17 protein-coding genes are annotated in these 18,514 nt (G+C 45.4%); 12 read left to right on the forward strand and 5 right to left on the reverse strand.

Annotation, left to right across the window (positions count from 1 at the left end):
- Nucleotides 1–284: 284 nt before the first annotated feature.
- From QUA53_RS15625 to QUA53_RS15645, 5 genes are all read left to right on the forward strand, one after another.
- Complete coding sequence (locus QUA53_RS15625; protein ID WP_333098272.1) at nt 285–968, forward strand: methyltransferase domain-containing protein; 684 nt, start codon at nt 285–287, stop codon at nt 966–968.
- A gap of 321 nt (nt 969–1,289) precedes the next feature.
- Nucleotides 1,290–1,835 carry an RNA 2'-phosphotransferase gene (locus QUA53_RS15630; protein WP_333098274.1) on the forward strand — a complete coding sequence of 182 codons (546 nt, stop codon included), beginning with the start codon at nt 1,290–1,292 and terminating at the stop codon, nt 1,833–1,835.
- A 71-nt stretch (nt 1,836–1,906) separates the two neighbouring features.
- Complete coding sequence (locus QUA53_RS15635; RefSeq protein WP_333098275.1) at nt 1,907–3,115, forward strand: AAA family ATPase; 1,209 nt, start codon at nt 1,907–1,909, stop codon at nt 3,113–3,115.
- Nucleotides 3,116–3,696: 581 nt separating this feature from the next.
- Nucleotides 3,697–5,904 carry a PAS domain S-box protein gene (locus QUA53_RS15640; RefSeq protein WP_333098277.1) on the forward strand — a complete coding sequence of 736 codons (2,208 nt, stop codon included), beginning with the start codon at nt 3,697–3,699 and terminating at the stop codon, nt 5,902–5,904.
- Between the two features lie 26 nt (nt 5,905–5,930).
- Nucleotides 5,931–6,224: a TIGR03792 family protein gene (locus QUA53_RS15645; protein WP_333098279.1), complete on the forward strand. Its 294-nt coding sequence runs from the start codon at nt 5,931–5,933 to the stop codon at nt 6,222–6,224.
- Nucleotides 6,225–6,235: 11 nt separating this feature from the next.
- Here the strand turns inward: QUA53_RS15645 and QUA53_RS15650 are convergent, their stop codons facing one another.
- Entirely contained in the window at nt 6,236–6,550 is a 315-nt protein-coding gene (locus QUA53_RS15650; RefSeq protein WP_333098280.1) for a hypothetical protein, read from the reverse strand.
- 162 nt (nt 6,551–6,712) lie between these two features.
- On the opposite strand from QUA53_RS15650, the gene QUA53_RS15655 reads away from it, so the two are divergent.
- Nucleotides 6,713–6,997: a hypothetical protein gene (locus QUA53_RS15655; RefSeq protein ID WP_333098281.1), complete on the forward strand. Its 285-nt coding sequence runs from the start codon at nt 6,713–6,715 to the stop codon at nt 6,995–6,997.
- A 121-nt stretch (nt 6,998–7,118) separates the two neighbouring features.
- On the opposite strand, the gene QUA53_RS15660 is transcribed toward QUA53_RS15655, so the two are convergent.
- Nucleotides 7,119–7,253, reverse strand: coding sequence for a hypothetical protein (locus tag QUA53_RS15660; RefSeq protein ID WP_333098282.1), 135 nt, complete (start codon nt 7,251–7,253; stop codon nt 7,119–7,121).
- A gap of 137 nt (nt 7,254–7,390) precedes the next feature.
- The gene (locus tag QUA53_RS15665; RefSeq protein WP_333098284.1) at nt 7,391–7,558 is read right to left on the reverse strand and encodes a hypothetical protein; all 168 of its coding nucleotides are present in this window, start codon (nt 7,556–7,558) and stop codon (nt 7,391–7,393) included.
- 144 nt (nt 7,559–7,702) lie between these two features.
- Between QUA53_RS15665 and QUA53_RS15670 the strand changes: the two genes are divergently transcribed.
- From QUA53_RS15670 to gmk, 4 genes are all read left to right on the forward strand, one after another.
- Nucleotides 7,703–8,539 (forward strand): hypothetical protein, encoded by an 837-nt coding sequence (locus QUA53_RS15670; RefSeq protein WP_333098285.1) that lies wholly within the window; start codon nt 7,703–7,705, stop codon nt 8,537–8,539.
- A 164-nt stretch (nt 8,540–8,703) separates the two neighbouring features.
- On the forward strand, nt 8,704–10,806 hold the full coding sequence (locus QUA53_RS15675) for a M3 family metallopeptidase (RefSeq protein ID WP_333098287.1): 2,103 nt from the start codon (nt 8,704–8,706) through the stop codon (nt 10,804–10,806).
- Nucleotides 10,807–11,665: 859 nt separating this feature from the next.
- Nucleotides 11,666–11,932, forward strand: a complete 267-nt coding sequence (gene remA / locus QUA53_RS15680; RefSeq protein ID WP_333098289.1) for an extracellular matrix/biofilm regulator RemA — start codon at nt 11,666–11,668, stop codon at nt 11,930–11,932.
- A gap of 78 nt (nt 11,933–12,010) precedes the next feature.
- The gene (gmk, locus tag QUA53_RS15685) at nt 12,011–12,580 is read left to right on the forward strand and encodes a guanylate kinase (protein WP_333098291.1); all 570 of its coding nucleotides are present in this window, start codon (nt 12,011–12,013) and stop codon (nt 12,578–12,580) included.
- Here the strand turns inward: gmk and QUA53_RS15690 are convergent.
- The gene (locus QUA53_RS15690) at nt 12,577–13,332 is read right to left on the reverse strand and encodes a hypothetical protein (protein WP_333098293.1); all 756 of its coding nucleotides are present in this window, start codon (nt 13,330–13,332) and stop codon (nt 12,577–12,579) included. The genes gmk and QUA53_RS15690 overlap by 4 nt on opposite strands.
- 228 nt (nt 13,333–13,560) lie before the next feature.
- On the opposite strand from QUA53_RS15690, the gene xseA reads away from it, so the two are divergent.
- Both xseA and xseB read left to right on the forward strand, forming a co-directional pair.
- On the forward strand, nt 13,561–14,730 hold the full coding sequence (gene xseA / locus QUA53_RS15695) for an exodeoxyribonuclease VII large subunit (protein WP_333098294.1): 1,170 nt from the start codon (nt 13,561–13,563) through the stop codon (nt 14,728–14,730).
- Entirely contained in the window at nt 14,727–14,954 is a 228-nt protein-coding gene (xseB, locus tag QUA53_RS15700; RefSeq protein WP_333046043.1) for an exodeoxyribonuclease VII small subunit, read from the forward strand. Before xseA ends, xseB begins: the two co-directional genes overlap by 4 nt.
- 225 nt (nt 14,955–15,179) lie before the next feature.
- Here the strand turns inward: xseB and QUA53_RS15705 are convergent, their stop codons facing one another.
- Nucleotides 15,180–18,437 (reverse strand): CHAT domain-containing tetratricopeptide repeat protein, encoded by a 3,258-nt coding sequence (locus QUA53_RS15705; protein WP_333248947.1) that lies wholly within the window; start codon nt 18,435–18,437, stop codon nt 15,180–15,182.
- Nucleotides 18,438–18,514: the final 77 nt, after the last annotated feature.

The raw sequence follows: 18,514 nt of genomic DNA on the forward strand, positions 1-18,514 counted from the left end.
TCGTATTCGGCTGGCTTTTGGGTCTGTGGCATTCTGTCTCATCTGCACAGAAAGACAATATGTGCAGGGCTAGAAACTTCCCAAATCAGGGGCGGGTTGGGGTACGCTAAGTCCCTATCTGGCGATCGTCCGTAACTTCTTTTAAATTATTTTATTCTACATCTTGACAGGTCTGTAGATTATTTGTATTATAAATGTAATATACAGTGAGATAAGAGAACCGCCCAACTGCATTGACGCACTATTGACGCACTCAACTATTAACAATTTGAGGAAGATTTTCTGTGAATTTAGACGCTGTACGCGAGCAATTTGAACAAATAGCCTTTGATTATGACGGTTTAATTCCACGCCTCATTCCGCGCTATGGCGAGCAACACGATGTAATATTGCAGTTAATCACTTCTGAAACTAATGCTAACATAAAAGTGCTGGATTTAGGCGCGGGGACAGGCATACTGTCGGCAATAATTTTGTCAGCATTTCCTCAAGCAAATGTCCTAGCCTTTGACATCGCCGAAAATATGCTGAAAATTTGCCAAACAAACTTGTGCGCTTTCCGAGAACGGCTGACCTTGCAGCAAGGAAACTTTGCAGAAGATGATTTCGGTAGCGGTTACGATTTGGTAGTTTCTGGGTTGGCAATCCACCACCTCGACAGCGCAGGTAAACAACAGCTATTTCACAAACTTTTCCACTCGCTGAATCCAGGGGGGATCTTGCTAATTCGAGATATTGTGACAGGTGCTACTCCCCGGCTGACTGAGCAATACGAACAGTTGTGGCGGCAGTACATGAAAGCTAACGGAGAAGACGATGCAGCCTGGTTTAAAAAATATCGAGAAGAAGATATTCCATCCTCTGTGGAAGAGCAGACAAAGTGGCTTGCAGAAGCTGGTTTTGCAGACGCAGGATGTCACTGGCGCTATCTAAATTTTGCTATTTTTGGCGGAGTTATCCCCAGGTAGAAAGCATTCGGCAGAAGGCAAAGTTTTTCATAATTATCAAAATATAAATCTCGTCACAAATGGCACTAGTAACACTTTTTTATTCACGGATGCAGAACCTATTTCTCTAGGTGCTTAAGAGCGCATATCACCGCTATAATTCGCGCGCAATACCATTTTTATATCCGAAAATCGTTCCCCAAAAACCTGTAAATGCGGGTTCCCTAAAGCGCCCTACGGCATTGCAAACAGATTCAATAAACCTGCCTCCAATCAACGATATAACCCGCTACTGACATTTTGTAAAAAGTGATTTAAAAGCTAAATAAATCAAGTAAAATTATGAACGATTCTCGATTAGTAAAAATCAGCAGATATCTCAGCAAACACCTGCGTCACGCGCCCTCGCGCATCGGCATCGAACTGGCTCCAGGTGGCTGGGTTCCTGTTAGCGATCTCCTCGATGCGTGCCAAAAAAATAACTTTCCTGTTCAGCTTGCAGAACTCAAGGAAGTAGTCGCGCAAAACGACAAGCAGCGCTTTTCATTTAACTCCGCAGGCACTCTAATTCGTGCCAACCAAGGACACAGCATCGAGGTTGACTTACAGTTAGAACCCGCTGTTCCCCCAAATATTTTATATAACGGAACAGGTAGCGCTGCCGTCGAGTCAATTCTCAGTCAAGGAATTAGGAAAATGTCGCGGCATCACGTTCATTTGTCCGTGAATATCCAGACGGCGCGCCAAGTAGGCGCAAGACACGGCATCCCGGCAGTCTTTACTGTAGATGCCGCAGCAATGCAACGTGACGGCCATACATTTTACTGCTCGGAAAACAAAGTTTGGTTAGTAGATTTTGTGCCAGCCACTTATCTCAAAATAATTTGATTATTTTCCCGTATTTTGTAGAAGGTGTACGACAAAAAATGTAAAATAAGAGTAAGTAGGATTTTTGCCAAATGAGTGCGGAAAACATGGGCGATCGCGAAAACAATTTTCATCAAAACAATTCTTCCAATAGAGGTCTGCTAGGCTCTGGTTGGCGACCTTTTTACCGTCAATTTGATTGGGAGCACCTGGTACATTTAGCGTCTACCGACCCCTTAGAACTAGCTCAAAAAACTTTAGGCGCAGCTAGCGACATTGCCGATGCAATGGGACGACACCAATATACTTGGTGGGCAAATATTTTAAATGTATTTTCCGAAAATACTCGCTACGAAATTGATGAGTTTTGGGATTACATTACTCCGCAGCCAGTTTACCCGGATTACCGCTACAAAGACGTTTTAGTTACCGAAACGCCTGTGGTGCAATTGGTCAGCCGCGCTAGTATTCCCATCGACTACGTTCTCAACAAACTCCAAGAGATTACTGTTTTCAAAGTTCTGGATTTGCTCGGAAAACCGGATGCAATTACCCAGTTTTTTATGGAGCGACATTTTTCTTATCCCCCGGAGCGGTTTGTTAGCTGGGAACGCTTAGAAGTTTTGGGTACTGTTTATGCTTCTTGGGCTCGATTCGGCTGCTGGCTGCAAATTGACAGCTACGACAGGGGAAGACGCTGCTACACTCTAATTTGCCAAGATATTGCGCCGCTCGTTAGCAAGGCAACTTATAATTTAGCAGTGATTCTGGGAGGGTACAAAAGCCGCGTCGGACAGGTTCACAGCCAGTTCCCAATTCGCACCTTTTCTGCGGAAGTTCAAAGTTTTACCGATACAGTTCAGCAGGCAATTTTAGATCAAAATCAGTTGGCTGTTTTGGTTAGTGGCGAACCGGGGACGGGAAAAACTGCTTGGACGCAAGCGGTAGCAAAGGAAATTTTAGTGCCGCTGGGTTATGTGATTTTTATCTTAGACCACGATGCTGTGGAAAATTTTGTGCCACCGAGTTATTTAGAGCGGATTTGTATTATTATCAATGAGGCTGATAATTTGGCTCAAAATCGATCGACTGCCGAGGCCCAACGCACTAACAAAACTGAACATATTTTGAGTTTGCTGGATGGAACTTTGTATCAAAGCGTCATCGACGAACACGGCATTCAATTTCAGCAAAAACTCGTAGTTTTGATGACTTGCAACACCACTGAAAGATTGGATCCTGCAATGTTGCGGAAAGGAAGAGTGGATTTTACCAGTGAATTTACGCACAAATTTGTTTGAGCGCTCTCTTGCATTCTCAACCTATCTGGCGATCGCACTAGCTACACGATCTCATACCATGTTCAATGTGGGATTTTCAATTAAAGAATTAGGAATGAGTGATGAAGCTCAAGGTTTGGATCCCGGGCCGACAGTTGCATTCTTTTGGGAACTTGTCTAAAATACCGAAAAATCACCAGGAAATTTTCTGACTCTCAAAGTGTGGGGAAAATTTCTTGAAGACCTACAGATCATTGCTGTAAACAATCGCTTAAAACCCTTGTCTCTCTCATTTTTTGCCTAGTCTCGCTGCCCTCTTGGGCCCCGGAATAGTCGGGGGAGACAAGAGTTCACTCCAGTCGCCTCCGACTATTTCGGAGACGCAGGCGCGATCTGTGCCTCATCGTCACACAGCAGGCTGGCACTACCTTTAGCCTTAAGTTGATAGCAATGCCTATAGACATATCCCCATCAAAAATGATATCAATGATGGGTGATACCCTCTAAGGGTATTGTCCGAGAGAGCAAATCAGGGGAAAACAGCATTTTTGGTGTAAAACAGAGTTTTTCAAACTTGACAGCTATGGAGGAAATCCCAAACCGTGCAAACTAAGCCAGTTCAGCAAAAAAGTCAGGGACTGGGAAGGTACGTTGACGGGAATGTCCCGATCGCCCAACAACCCGCAGAGGCAGCCGTGTCCGAGAGTAAAGACAGATTTCGGCGGTTTGTTGAGCGCTCCGCCGACGCCGTGGCAATGGTAGATTGTGAAATGCGCTATCTGTCGGTTTCCCGTCGCTGGGAAACAGATTCCGGGATGGGCCGCGGGGAGGTGATCGGCCGATCTCATTGGGAACTGTTCCCGAATCTTCCGGAATATTGGGAGCAAAATGCCCAGGCTTGTTTGGCGGGTGTTTTGGAATACAGCGAGTTTGTGGCAGGGCGATCGATCGCATCTGTATCAGGAAAAATCGCAAGCGGCTCTGTCAGCGAGTCGGTAAGATGGGTATTTCAGCCTTGGAAAAATAACGAAGGTGCGATCGGCGGTTTGATGTTGTTTGCATCTAAGATCGCTGAGGCTCCCGCTCAAACTAATTGCTCTAATAAATTTCAGTCCGAGGTCAAAAGCAAGCAGTTAGAAACAATACCGCAACTAACTCAAATTGCCCTCGAAAATGCTTCTGATACAATCTTTTTTACTACCTCCGACGGTCAAATTTGCTACGCGAACAAAGCCGCTTGCCATCTTTTCGGCTACTCGGAATCGGAACTGCTAAATATGAGGGTTAGCGACATCGATTCGCAGTTGCCAGCATCGGATTGGCGAGAACACTGGGTTCAACTCAAGGAGCAAACCAACCTTACTTTTGAAACCAGTTACAAAACCAAAAACGGGGCCAGTTTTTCCGTCGAAGTTAAAGTCAATTATTTAGAATACGGTGGCTGCGAATACCGCTGCGCTATCGCCCGCGACATTTCCGCTCGCCTGGCAGCAGAATCAGCGCTCGTAGAGGCAAAAGAGCAACTTCAAGCCGTTTTGGACGCGGTGCCCGGATTGGTTTCTTGGGTAAGTTCAGATTTGCGCTATTTGGGAGTAAACCGACATTTAGCTAGCGCTTACAAAATGCCGGCAGAAATATTTATCGGTCAAAAAGTAGGTTTTTTAGAGACAAGTCCCAAATTTAACGATTTAGTATACGATTTCTTTGCGAACCCTAAAAAGAAAACATCTCAAGAAGTAACAGCGAGCATCCGAGGAGAAAATAAAACTTATCTAATAGTGGCTCAAAAATACCATAACAATACGGCGGCGGTATTTGTGGGATTGGATATTACAGAAAGTAAACAGTCTCTTTTAGCTTTGCAAGAATCCGAAGAACGCCTGCGACAACAAGCGGCTAAATTAGAGCAGACGCTGTTAATTTTGCAGCAAACTCAAACTCAACTGATTCAAACAGAAAAGATGTCATCTCTGGGGCAGTTGGTAGCAGGAATAGCGCACGAAATTAACAATCCAGTTAGTTTTATTTCTGGCAACGTCAGCCACGCCACTGGCTACATTCAAGAACTGCTGCGATCGATCGACCTTTACCAAAAATATTATCCCCATCCCGTGCCGGAAATTCAAGACTTGATGGAAGAATTAGACTTAGACTTCATCAAAAAAGACTTGCCAAAACTGCTAAATTCAATGAAAATCGGTTCCGAAAGGATTCGCGATGTCGTGCGATCGCTCCGCTTGTTCTCGCGTACCGACGAAGCCCAAATGAAGCCTGCTGATATCCACGAGGGTTTGGACAGCACTTTGCTGATCTTGCAAAATCGCCTGCAAGCTAAAGGGGGACGGCCGGGGATTTCTCTAGTTAAAGAGTACGGGGATTTGCCGCGAGTTCACTGCTATGCGGGACACTTAAACCAAGTGTTCATGCACTTGTTGACAAATGCGATCGACGCTTTGGAAGAAGGGGGGAGAAATGCCGAAAAGTATGGTAAAATGCAAAGTCAGTCTTTGTCAGCAGGCCGAGCGAGAGCTGAAGTATTCAATCCGGAAATTCGGATTCGGACTTTTGTGGTAGGGGAAAACGAAGTTGCGATCGCCATTAGTGACAATGGCCCTGGCATGACTGAAGAAGTCCTCGACTGCATCTTTGACCCTTTGTTTACCACTAAATGTCCAGACACGAGCACAGGTTTGGGTCTAGCAATATCCCAGCACTTAGTAGTAGAAAAGCACGGCGGTGAGTTGCGCTGTGTTTCGCGTCCGGGAGAGGGAACGGAGTTGATAATTAAAATTGCGATCTGCAACGATTAATTAGCTATTTACAAATAGGAAATAAGATGGTAATTGAGTGGCTCAAATTTAAAGTACCTCAAGAAAAGTGGGAGAAGTTTATTCAGCGAGATCAGGAAGTTTGGACGGAGGGACTAAAAAGTTTGGACGGTTTTTTAGGCAAAGAAATTTGGGTAGATCCGGTGGAAAATGAAGTGGTGATGTTGATTCGCTGGGAAACTAGGGAGAAGTGGAAGTCGGTGCCACAAAGCACAATCGAGGAGTTGGATGCCAAAATGGGCGATTTGCAAATTGCGATCGCCGAAAGTCGCGAATATCAAGTTCGCAAGTTTTTGCATTAGTGAGTCAGCAGTCAGTTGATTGTGTTAATTTTTGAAAGATTAATCATAAGTTTTACCTTGATTGTACCGCAGACATCGACTTGGTACTTGGTGTGAAGGGCGTCTATCTCGGTACAATCATCCCAGTGTTTGGTATTTGGTGTGACGGGCGATCGCTCTTGATGCGTGATGGGCGATCGCTCTCGGTACAATCGTCGCAGTGGAAGGGGGGCTATGGATAAGATTGTGATGAGAAAAAGAGATGGGATTTTGGCGTTGCTGAATACAGCTAGGAATTCAGATTTCCCAATTGCTATCAGCCCCCTTGAGGGTGAGTTTTGTAACATCAAGCCAAAAGTTGATTCATACCGTGAATCAGCAACGCCTAAATTCTCCGAGATAAAGGATTAACAGAAATTGATAACTGCGAAGCGCTCATTCACCGCTACCAAGGCAATCCCTTATGGTTAAAAAGCGTGGCGAGTCTGATTCAATAGTTGGGAATAGGTGTGACTGACTTATTAATAGATGATACCCTATTGTTACCCGAAGATTTGAAATTTTTTTTACAGCAGCAGTACGATCGCACTTCCGAACTAGAAAAACAAGTCATGTCCTTGTTGGGGACAGAAAACCAGCCAGTCAAATTCGCAAAATTGCTACAAAACGGACAAATATCATCATCAGATTTGCTAAACGCATTGCAATCTCTATCGCGGCGCTGTTTGCTCGAAAAACAGGAAAGTCTTTACACTTTGCCACCTGTACTGAAACAATATATCAAAGGGTTATAACCCAAATTATACTGGACGCATAAATACCAAAGAAACCTGGTTCTTTACCGATTCTGCTGGCTGCGACGAAGTATTTTTGTAAAAAAACTAGGTTTATGAACCTCATGCTTAAGTCCTAATTTTAAGAAAATTTTGCATAGAGAGCTGAAATAAAATTCACGCTTAAAAATCCTACTCCTAGTACGAGAATGATAAAGATGGCGATACTGAAAATAGACTTTAGCCGATCGCCAATTCCGGGTTTTTCTGAGTTCATTGGTCAATTTTTGCAGTAAATTTGAGAGGGGGAATTGAGAAAGAGTAGATTATACCAATGGGCGAACAAAAAGGCAACTCCCGACAAGCTCCAAACGACGATCGCCCTCAGTAGGTCGCCTTTTTTTAAGTTTTAATCTAAAATTCAAAATCTAAAATAGTCTTAGGCATTGTTCGGTTAGCCTGGACAGCTATTGTCGATCGCCCGAACCCGGTGGCGCTAACTCCTGTAAAATAGAGGGCGCGTTGGGGCGAACCTTTTAACAGCCGGAATTGGGCGCGATCGTCACAGGCTCCCAAATACATAATAATATGTCAGTCATCCTTAACTTACTCACAAAGGTAAAAATAGAAGAGTGCCAAGAAATAATCTAAAACATATAACTGAAAAAAGGATAGAAATCGATGCTCCACCCAATCTCGCAACCTTACCAACAACGAGCAAATACTATGACCCAAAGAGCCGTGCGGAAGCCAAAACCCTCTGTTGCAAACCACTTGAGACCAAGTTTTCCTCAAAGGCACTGGCTGGAGCTGGCAGAGTACGCCTCTCTGGCGGCCTCTGGTGTGGGTTCCGTGGCGGTGGCTGTGTCCGGTCAAGCTTTTTACGGGGTAGCTCCCCTAACTTTGGCTTTGTCGCTGAATGTTGCTAACCGGTATCGGTTCGAGCAGCAAGTGCGGGTGCATCAAAATTCGGAAATGGCTCAAGTCCAAAAGTCTGTCAATAAAGTCGAAAAAACGGCGGTGACGGTAATTGTTAAATTACGCAAGCAGTTGTCAGCAGATATTGCAGCGCTGCGCCAGCAAATGGCTGCAATGCCTAGGGCAGAAGGCTTTGAGGATTCGATCGATATCCAGCGGCAGTTGCTGAGTTTAGGAGAGTCGGTAGCTTCTTTGCAAGAAATCGTGGCGTCTGCTGTACTCGATGTCCGCCAGCAGGTGAGCGAACAACTGCAAGATTTATCGGTTGGCCAATCGGCGAATCTCCAAGCTGTGGAACAGGCTATAGAGCAACTGCAAAGTGCGACGCAAGGTTTGGCAGAAACTTCTATCACCAGAGACGACTGGGAAGTAGTAAATACTCGATTTTTGGAAATCCAGAAAGTCATGGCCAATTTGCAAAGCCAACTGCAAGCTCCGGCACACCAATCGAGTACGGATTTGTCTATTGTCCAAGCTCAAATTCACCGTTTGGAACACGAGCAGCAAGAAGTTGTCAAACCTCACCTCAAGCGCTTAATCTCGGTTGTCAAGGAGTTGCAGCACACACAAGAGAGCAGTCATTAATAATTAGTGAACACTCATTAGTCATCAGTCAGAAGGAAGATTTTTCGACTCTGACATTCTGGGACTCACGCCCGATCGAACCCAAATTTTTCGACAACTGTGTTACAAAATGAAAAGCTAATCTGTCTAGTTCACCTGTTTTCAACCTGTTACAAGAAAATTAAATGACTGCAACCGTAACTATTGCTGATAACCCGTTACTAATCGGTCAAGGATTGCCGACCTTTGACGCGATCGAACCAGAACACGTAGTCCCCGCTGTTACCCAACTGCTGACCGAACTAGAAGCCTCGCTAGCTGACTTAGAATCGTCTGTAGAGCCGACTTGGAGCGGCTTAGTAGAACCATTGCAGCGACTCGGAGAGCGTTTAAATTGGAGCTGGAGCATTGTCGGACATTTGATGGGCGTGAAAAATAGCCCGGAACTGCGATCGGCTCACGAAACAGTGCAGCCGGAAGTAGTAAAATTTTGGAGCAAGCTCAGTCAAAGCAAACCGCTTTATGAAGCTTTTAAAGCGCTGCGGGCTAGCGAAAATTGGGACAGCTTAGAGTCAGCTCAAAAGCGGATTGTCGAAGCCGCTCTCCGAGACGCTCAACTTTCCGGCGTCGGTTTAGAAGGCGAGGAAAAAGAGCGTTTTAATGCCATTCAATTAGAATTAGCCGAAATTACTACCCAATTTTCCAATCACGTCCTCGACGCTACCAAAGCATTCAGCATCACCCTCACAAACAAAGACGAAATTGACGGTTTGCCGCCGAGTTTGTTGAGTTTAGCAGCTCAAGCCGCTCGCAGCGCCGGCGAAGAAAATGCAGATGCCGAAAACGGCCCTTGGCGGATCACTTTAGACTTTCCGAGTTACGGCCCTTTCATGCAGCACAGCACCCGCCGCGACTTGCGCGAAAAGTTGTACAAAGCTTTTATAGGCAGAGCAAGTAGCGGAGAATTGAATAACTGGCCGTTGACCGATCGTATTTTAGCTTTGCGCCAGGAAAAAGCTGCTTTGCTCGGGTTTAGTAGTTATGCCGAATTGAGCTTGGCGAGCAAAATGGCTCCCGACGTTGCAGCAGTGGAAGCTTTGTTAGAAGAATTGCGCTTAGCTAGTTACAGTGCTGCTGTCAAAGATTTAGAAGAATTGAAAGCTTTTGCTGCCGAAAAAGGCGCGGCGGAAGCTGGAGATTTGAAGCACTGGGATATTGGTTTTTGGTCGGAACGGCGCCGGGAAGAAAAGTTTGCTTTTAGTGCCGAAGAATTGCGACCTTATTTTGCTTTGCCACAGGTATTAGAGGGGTTATTTGGATTAGTAAAACGGCTGTTCGGCGTGACAGTAACTGCGGCGGACGGTCAAACTCCTGTGTGGCACAAAGATGTGCGCTATTTCCAAATAGATGATGAAGCAGGAAATACGATCGCCAATTTCTATTTAGACCCCTACAGCCGCCCCGAGGAAAAGCGCGGCGGTGCTTGGATGGACGATTGCGTGGTGCGCGCTAAATTTGTGGAAGCAGGAAAAACAACTACGCGGTTGCCGGTGGCTTATTTGGTGTGCAACCAAAGTCCTCCTGTTGACGGCAAACCGAGTTTAATGACTTTTGGGGAAGTCGAAACTTTGTTTCACGAATTCGGTCACGGTTTGCAGCATATGCTGACAACGGTAGACTATCCGGGGGCTTCGGGCATCAATAATGTTGAGTGGGATGCGGTGGAATTGCCCAGCCAATTTATGGAAAATTGGTGTTACGATCGCGCTACTTTGTTCGGGATGGCAAAGCATTACGAAACCGGGGAAACTTTGCCGGAACACTATTACCAAAAACTGCTAGCAGCGCGCCACTACATGAGCGGCACCGCCATGCTCAGGCAAGTACATTTTAGCAGCGTTGACATTGAATTGCACCACCGCTATCGATCGGGCGGCAGCGAAACTGTGGCCGATGTCCGCAACCGTATCGCTAAAACTACGACTGTTTTGCCTCCTCTGGAAGAAGACGCATTTTTGTGCGCTTTCGGACACATTTTTGCGGGTGGCTATGCGGCGGGGTATTACAGTTACAAATGGGCGGAAGTGCTCAGCGCTGATGCTTTTGCGGCGTTTGAGGAAGCGGGTTTGGAAGATGAAAGTGCGATCGCCTCTACAGGTAAGCGCTTCCGAGATACAGTGTTAGGATTGGGCGGCAGTTTGCACCCGATGGAAGTGTTTAAAACTTTCCGGGGACGCGAACCGAGCACTAAAGCTTTGTTGAGACACAGCGGTTTAGTTGCAGCTTAATTAAGTGTGGAATAACTCGGGATTAATGCGGGTGAATTTATCTGCATTAATCCCGGTTTTTTGTTGAATAAGATTTATACATATCCTGTATGTGTAGAATGCGGTGTGCATGAAGTCTTACCGCTACCCAGCAGATTCGAGGTTTATGAAGTACACAATAGATTGTTCGTTCCCCGTAGGGACACGGCATTGCCGTGTCCCTACACTTCATAAACCTGGAACACGCTATAATTCATGAGTAAAACAACTTTTTGCGTAAGTTTTTATGTTATAAAATTGATAATTAGAGCCACACTTTTTTGATTGGTATTAATAGGACTAAAATTGTCACTACAAACCCATTTTATTGTAGAACATCATGCAATAAACATCTGTAGTTTGGCAGATAATCCCCAATATTGTGGTGAAAAATCGGGCAAACAGTGCGCTCGCCCGCTGCTTTTAGTTTAGGTTGGAAAGCTCATCAAAGCAGCATCAGTCTCAATACTGTTAGTATAGGCTTCGATTTGCGAATATTTACTGTCATTTATCACTGATTATATTTAAATTTGCCTATCCCGACAATTAAATTTATATTTCGCAACATTTACGGGTTGTTTTCTCGATACAGCTAATGCTTTTATTAGCAACTAAAAATTGACGGTTTTACCGAATCTTTAAGATAGAGCGGGAACAGCGAGTCTTTTTTAAATTTTTGATAAAGAACGGGGTACTCGGCGTCAAAAGGATAAAAATTTTAGGTATAAACTAAAAAACTTAGTTAGGATTAATTTGATAATTATCAAAAAAAATCTTTGTATATTATATGATAAAAAGTAAGGATTAATAGTCAATCGTTCACCCATACATTAAGATTTTCATGGATATTCAATTAATTAATATCGGTTTTGGTAACATTGTGTCTGCTAATCGAGTGATTGCCATTGTCAGTCCAGAGTCAGCGCCAATTAAGCGGATTATTACTGATGCGCGGGAGCGGGGACAACTGGTTGACGCAACTTACGGGCGCCGCACGAGAGCGGTAATTATTACAGATTCGAGTCACGTCATCCTCTCCGCCATTCAGCCGGAAACGGTTGCTAATCGTTTTGCGATCAGCAAAGACGCTCAAGGTCGGGATGATTGAGGTTGGTCAGTTGCAATTTGAGCGCTTACAGTCTAAAGTAAGCGGAAACTTAAATTGTTACACGTTTCTATTCTAAAGATGAAATCTGGTAAATTAATTGTTCTGACGGGGCCAAGCGGTGTGGGGAAAGGCACCTTAGTGCGATCGCTCCTCAATCGCCATCCCGAATTGTATCTTTCGGTATCCGTGACAACTCGTGAGCCCCGTGAGGGAGAAATTGAGGGACAGCACTACTATTTTGTCAGCCGCAGCCGCTTTGAACAAATGGTTGAGGCTGGAGAGTTGGCCGAATGGGCCCAGTTTGCCGGTAATTTTTACGGTACTCCTTATTTTGGTCTCAAGCAAGGAATTGGTGAGGGAAAATGGGTAATTCTCGAAATTGAGTTGGAAGGGGCTAGGCAAATTAGGAATAATTTTCCACAGGCGCTGCGAATTTTTATTTTACCTCCTTCTTGGGAAGAATTGGAACGGCGCCTGCGGACTCGGGGTCAAGATTCCGAAACGGCGATCGCCCGTCGGTTGCTGCGTGCTAAAGAGGAAATTGAAGCGGCGGGGGAATTCGATTTCCAAGTTGTTAATGACGATTTGGAAGTTGCTTTGAAAAAGCTAGAATCAATACTTAATTTTGTTGAGCTTTCAGCTAACTAATGGCTAATTACCCATTTCTCCGTCCTGGCTAAAACTTCGCTACTTTGTTTGATAGCCACACAAACTTTTAAATTCAATTCCAGAATATTTACTGAAGGCGAATTTTTTCTCAATGGTTCAATTTCGCGAGCCGAACAGCCTAACATTTCCATATAAGCTAGCGTCCACCCAATAGCTGGAACATCGCCTACATTGCCTTCTCCGGCGCAAAGGTAACAATCCAATTCGCCCTCCGACCCACACTCAGGGCAAACCCAATTGCCCAGTTGTGAATGGGGCAGATTTGTGCGGGAGGCGGATGCAATTGTTAATGCTTTAATATGATTTTGAACTACTTGTTTAAAACCTCGGTTTTGGTTGCTGCGCTGGTCGGAATGTGTGTGCGATCGCCCGATTGCTACTGCTTGCTGTTGTGGCGAAGCAACAGATACTGTTTGATTCTCCTTGGTTACTCTAGATTCGCCTAGGTTCGCAGTTAGCTGAATACCATAGTCTTTCGACTCCTCAGTCTGAGAGTGGTTGAGTGCGGTGGAGGAATCGGGTTCGGAAGTTGTGAAGGATTGTTCTATGCGATCCTCTTCGAGGGCTTCGCCAACGGCAAAATCTTGCATTGAGAGGTGATGTTCGATCGCCAAAGACCAAGTTCTTTTATGTCGGAGGTCGCCATATTTTCTGGCTTCTTCCTCAGTAATGCCGATCGCCGCCGCCTCTTGGCGCAGCACATTCATCGAATTCATTGTATCTGATATCATTAGTTTGTTTGCAGTTAAAATTACGATTGCCCGCTCAGCCTACAAATAAATTACCTTAGATATACTACAATAGTCCGGACTATTTTGAGATCCTAGTGGGAAACCCTTGATTTTCCGTTAGCAAGTCGATTTGGCAATCGCCCTGAAACCTTATTTTACCCTTGGCAATCGCACACTGTCCGAAGCATTGATAGTAGGCTAAACCTAAAATCTAAAATCTAAAATTGGATGACTTCAATTCTTCCCGATACAGCTTTATCTGTTGCCGGACTAACATCTTACCTGCAAGAGTTGTTGGAGGGCGATCGCAACCTGCAATCAGTTTGGCTGACAGGCGAGGTGTCGAACGTTTCGCACCACCCTAGCGGCTGCTTTTTCACTCTGTGCGACACCGACAAAAGCGCTGCTATTCGCTGCGTGGTGTGGAATTCTCAGCGGCAAAAATTGGTGCAAATCCCGGAAAAAGGAGAACAGTTGCTGGTTTTAGGAAGCATCCGGGTTTACAAAAATCGGGGCGAGTACCAGTTGACTGTTGTGCAATCGCTACCGGCTGGGGAAGGATTGCAGGCTTTGCGGTTGCAGCAATTGCGATCGCGCTTGGATGCTGAGGGTTTCTTCGATCCCGCCCGAAAGCGCCCGATTCCCGCACACCCGCAAATTGTGGCCGTGGTGACATCCGATACTGGCGCTGCTTGGGGAGACATTCAGCGCACTCTAGCCCAAAGATATCCGGGTTTGCGGGTGTTGCTGTCGCCGACAGGAGTGCAGGGAGAATTGGCTGCTGCTGCGATCGCCCGCGCGATCGCCCGTGTAGAAATGGATGGTAGGGCTGATGTGATCGTTTTAGCGCGCGGCGGCGGTTCTGCGGAAGATTTGGCTTGTTTTAATGATGAGAGAGTTGTCAGGGCGATCGCGAATTGTGCGATTCCAATTATCACCGGCATCGGACACGAAAGAGACGAATCTCTCGCCGATTTAGTAGCAGATAAACGAGCCCACACTCCGACTGCGGCGGCGGTTCAAGCTGTACCAATTTTAGCAGATATTTACTTTGAACACAAGCAGCGAACGGTTAATTTAGCAAACGCTGTGCGGGCAAGATTTCAGACAGAAGAAGAGCATTTGCAACTGTTACAAAATCGATTAAAACGTTTGCCTGCGACATCTCGAACTTTGCGGCAAGCAACTGGTAAACTGGAGGTATTGCAAGAAAAGTTAGCCGCACTGAATCCGGCGGCGGTATTGCAAAGGGGTTATGCGGCGGTAATCCAAAGTGACGGTACGATCGTCCGCAAAACTGACGGTTTGGAATTGGGAGAAGAATTGACTGTGAGGTTGAGTCGGGGCGTGCTGAAAGTTAAGATTGTAGAAGTATTGGATGCGGAAGAAAAGTTATGATTGATTCGCAGTTGCGCCAGTCTGACTGGAATTATGAGGAAACGGTCGATCGAATTGAAGCGATTATCGATCGGGTGGAATCGGGAGAGTTGCCTCTAGAAGAGGTTTTCGAGCAGTTTGGGGTGGCTGTGGAGTGTTGGCAGGAGTGCGAAAGATTTTTGGCGCGGGGGAAGGAACAGATGGATTTGTCGATCGAGCTTTTGGCTGCGGAACCCGATTTTTAACCGGAGATAAACTCGGATTAATGTGGATAAAATAGCGCGTTTTACCAAAAGTCGGAGAGGGAATTAATTCCCTGTTTCATAGCGAAAGTCCTCGCTATTAAGAGTGTTAAACTCATAGGATTTAGCATGGGACCCAGAAACCGGGGTTTTTTACGAAAATACTTGGTTACAGCCGAAAAATTCGGTTAAAAACCCGGTTTTTTCAGCCGGAGTGCGTAAGTCTTGTCAATGCAAACCCTGACAAATAAATCCCGACCAATAACTCAAATCATCAAAAGGATTTGACAGAGTGTAAATATTTTCTTTTAAACTTTCATATCCTTTCTTCTGTTTCTGAATCTGATTCTCCCGCTTCGTTATTTTCTTCAACTGCGCCCCCAACTTATTAAACTCATCAGTCTCCTTGTGGTAGGATGTCTGCCGCAATTTTAACTTTTGTTTTTTCTTTTGAACCACAGCCAATTTTGACTTTAAATCCCCAATAATTCTCTGAAGCAACGGATCGATTTGCGGTTGATAAAGCTGTTTCAACTCCGCACCCGAAATTGTCCGCAACCTCACCTGTGCCCGTCGCAAAGCCTCTGGACGACTCAAACCTTCCCGACGATAGTGATAGTAAAAAATCGAAAACAACGAAGTAGCAAAATCATCCACCGCCCACAAAGTGCTGACCACACTCCGAGCTCCCGCACACAAAAACCCCGTTCCCAAACTAAGCAGATTATCCGTAATTTCCGTCCCTCCTAAATTAGTTTCGCAGCAAGACATAAACACATCGGATAACTGCGGCAACCGCCAACCAGGTGTCATCAATTCCCCTAATGTGATACTCCCGTCTCCTAAAAACAATTGCGATTCTAAAGGATTGTCCAAACGCGAGACAGCGTGGTGACTGGAGTGGATTACATTCACATTTTGGGCTAGGTTTCGATAGGCTGCGACTGTTGCTTCTTGACTTCCTTTTAACCGCTCAGGTTTCGTCACAATTTCAGCAATTTGTTCGCACTCAAAAGGAGTGAAGTACAAGTCATCCGTGGCATTTTCCACAATCCCGTATTTCGGCGATTCGATGGTTGGGCGTTGATTGCAATACTCCAAGATTCGGCAACTGGGCACGTAACGAATTAGGAATTTGTCACCAAGGAACACCCTTCGTAGGGGCGGTGCTCCCGTGCCCGCCCTCGGTTGGGGGGGTTCTATCGGCAATGCCGCCAGCGGAATCTGATGCAAATACAAATGCGGAATCACAATCAATTCCTCAATCCCCTCCAAATAATTACCAATCAACTCATCAACTTTCAACCGCTGCGACAACTGAGACAAAAACTCACCCATCCCCTGTTGCCGAATTTTCCGATCCTGCAAATAAGGCGACAACCAACTCTCAAAAATCCCATTCTGAAAATTTCCCCAACCCTCTCCCTGACAAGTGTGAATCTGCGGCGCTTTATCCTTGTAAATCACAAAAACATGAGTGTCATCATCCGTCGTGTAAAAACAGAGAATCGCCGTCTGTGAATTGTCGATGAGTTGCTGCATCGCCGCAAACTGCATCGGATCGACTTGAAATTGTCCCGCTAAAACTGGATCTAAACTGCGAATCTTTTCCCAGATTTGCTGTTTTTCCCTTTCCAAGTCTTGAATCTTCTCCGTGTAAGCAGACAAATCTGCCCGACTGCGTGACTGACTACCCACATCGGCTAATTCTTTATTGCCTTCAGAAGGTTTGCGGAGTTGTTCAACTTCTGCGTCAATTTCCCGCTGCTTCGCCTCAAATTCCTGCAAATACTTTTGCACTGCGGGTGGAATTTCGCTGCTAGCATACAAATCATTGCTGTGCATTAAATCAACTAACCGCTGAGCACGGGATCTGTCGCAGTATTCTATGGCTTTTTCCAGTTGGTTGCTGTTGACGCAAGCTTGAATTGCTTTTTCGTAAACATCGATCGATTCTGCTAAAATCTGCTGGCGGATATCGTCGGAAGTTGCCCAACTTCTGCTTTTTTCCACCGCTTGAATTGCTTTCTCGAATCCTTCAAGGGCGATGTCCCAAAAACCAGCAGTGAAAGCGGTATTGCCGAGGTTTCTACCTGATTGCAAGCAGTCTAAAGGGAAAGCAGTAGGAGTGCGAATTTCTAATGCTAAGCGAAAACAAGAAATTGCCTCTTCAATATTCTCGGCCATGACTCCTGCTATTCTGTTACGATAGGCTTCCCCCAAATTGTTTTGAGTCATTGCCCAATATTCGGGATAATTCTCGCGAGTACGGACTTTTAAGGCTGCGGTATAACGGGCGATCGCAAGTTCAATATTCCCCGCCCTGACTCCTGCTATTCTCTTACTATAGGCATTTCCCAAATTGTTTTGAGTCATTGCCCAATCTTCGGGATAATTCTCGCACTTATAGACTTCTAAGGCAGCGGTATAACAGGCGATCGCAAGTTCAATATTCGCCGCCCTCACACCCTCTATTCTGTCACTATAGGCGGCCGCCAAATTGTTTTGAGTCATAGCCCAATCTTCGGGATAATCCTTGCGGGTACGGACTTCTAAGGCTGCAGTATAACGGGCGATCGCAAGTTCAATATTCTCTGCCTTGACTCCTGCTATTCTGTCACAATAGGCAATCGCCAAATTATTTTGAGTGATAGCCCAATCTTCGGGATAATTCTCTCGCTTATAGACTTCTAAGGCTGCGGTAGAACGGGCGATCGCAAGTTCAATATTCTCTGCCTTGACTCCTGCTATTCTGTTACCATAGGCAGCCGCCAAATTATTTTGAGTCCCTGCCCAATCTTCGGGATAATCCTTGCGGGTACGGACTTCTAATGCTGCGGTATAACAGGCGATCGCAAGTTCAATATTCGCCGCCCTCACACCCTCTATTCTGTCACTATAGGCGGCCGCCAAATTGTTTTGAGTCATAGCCCAATCTTCGGGATAATCTTTGCGGGTACGGACTTCTAAGGCTGCGGTATAACAAGCAATACAAATTTCTAAATTCCATGCCCGCCGCCCCAGAGGAAACTGCTGAATTAAATTGCCAAATTGAGCAATAACTGCTGCGATGTATGCAGCTTGTTCTGAGGTAACTTCTGTGAATTTGGATGTTGCCCAAGCTTGTAATACTTGAGCAAGATTTAAATCCAATTTGTCGAAGTTTTGTCCTAAAATAGAATAGACAACTTGAGGATTTCCACCACTTTCCATCGTTGCTTGTAATACCTCCAAAAAAAAAGATAAATACTCATCAGAAGTTGCTGTACTGCTGATATAATTTGCCAAATATGCAGCAAGACTTTGCAACCAACTTACATTGGAGTTACCCTCTGCCGCCATCTTCTCCGCTTCCGCTTCCATGACTTGCACAAAATTAGCATCAACTAACTCTCGATTCGCGTTGAGAATATCATTTGCACCGTTAGGGCACTCAAGCAGGGCTTGAATCAGTTGGAGATAGGCGGCGAGGCGTTGTTCGTCCATTGGAGTTTACCTTGTATTCTGTGTATATATATCTATCGGCAATTTGGGGGGAAATTATGCAAAATTCCCGAAAAATC

Source organism: Microcoleus sp. Pol12B3 (assembly GCF_036701355.1).
Taxonomy (GTDB): Bacteria; Cyanobacteriota; Cyanobacteriia; order Cyanobacteriales; family Microcoleaceae; genus Microcoleus.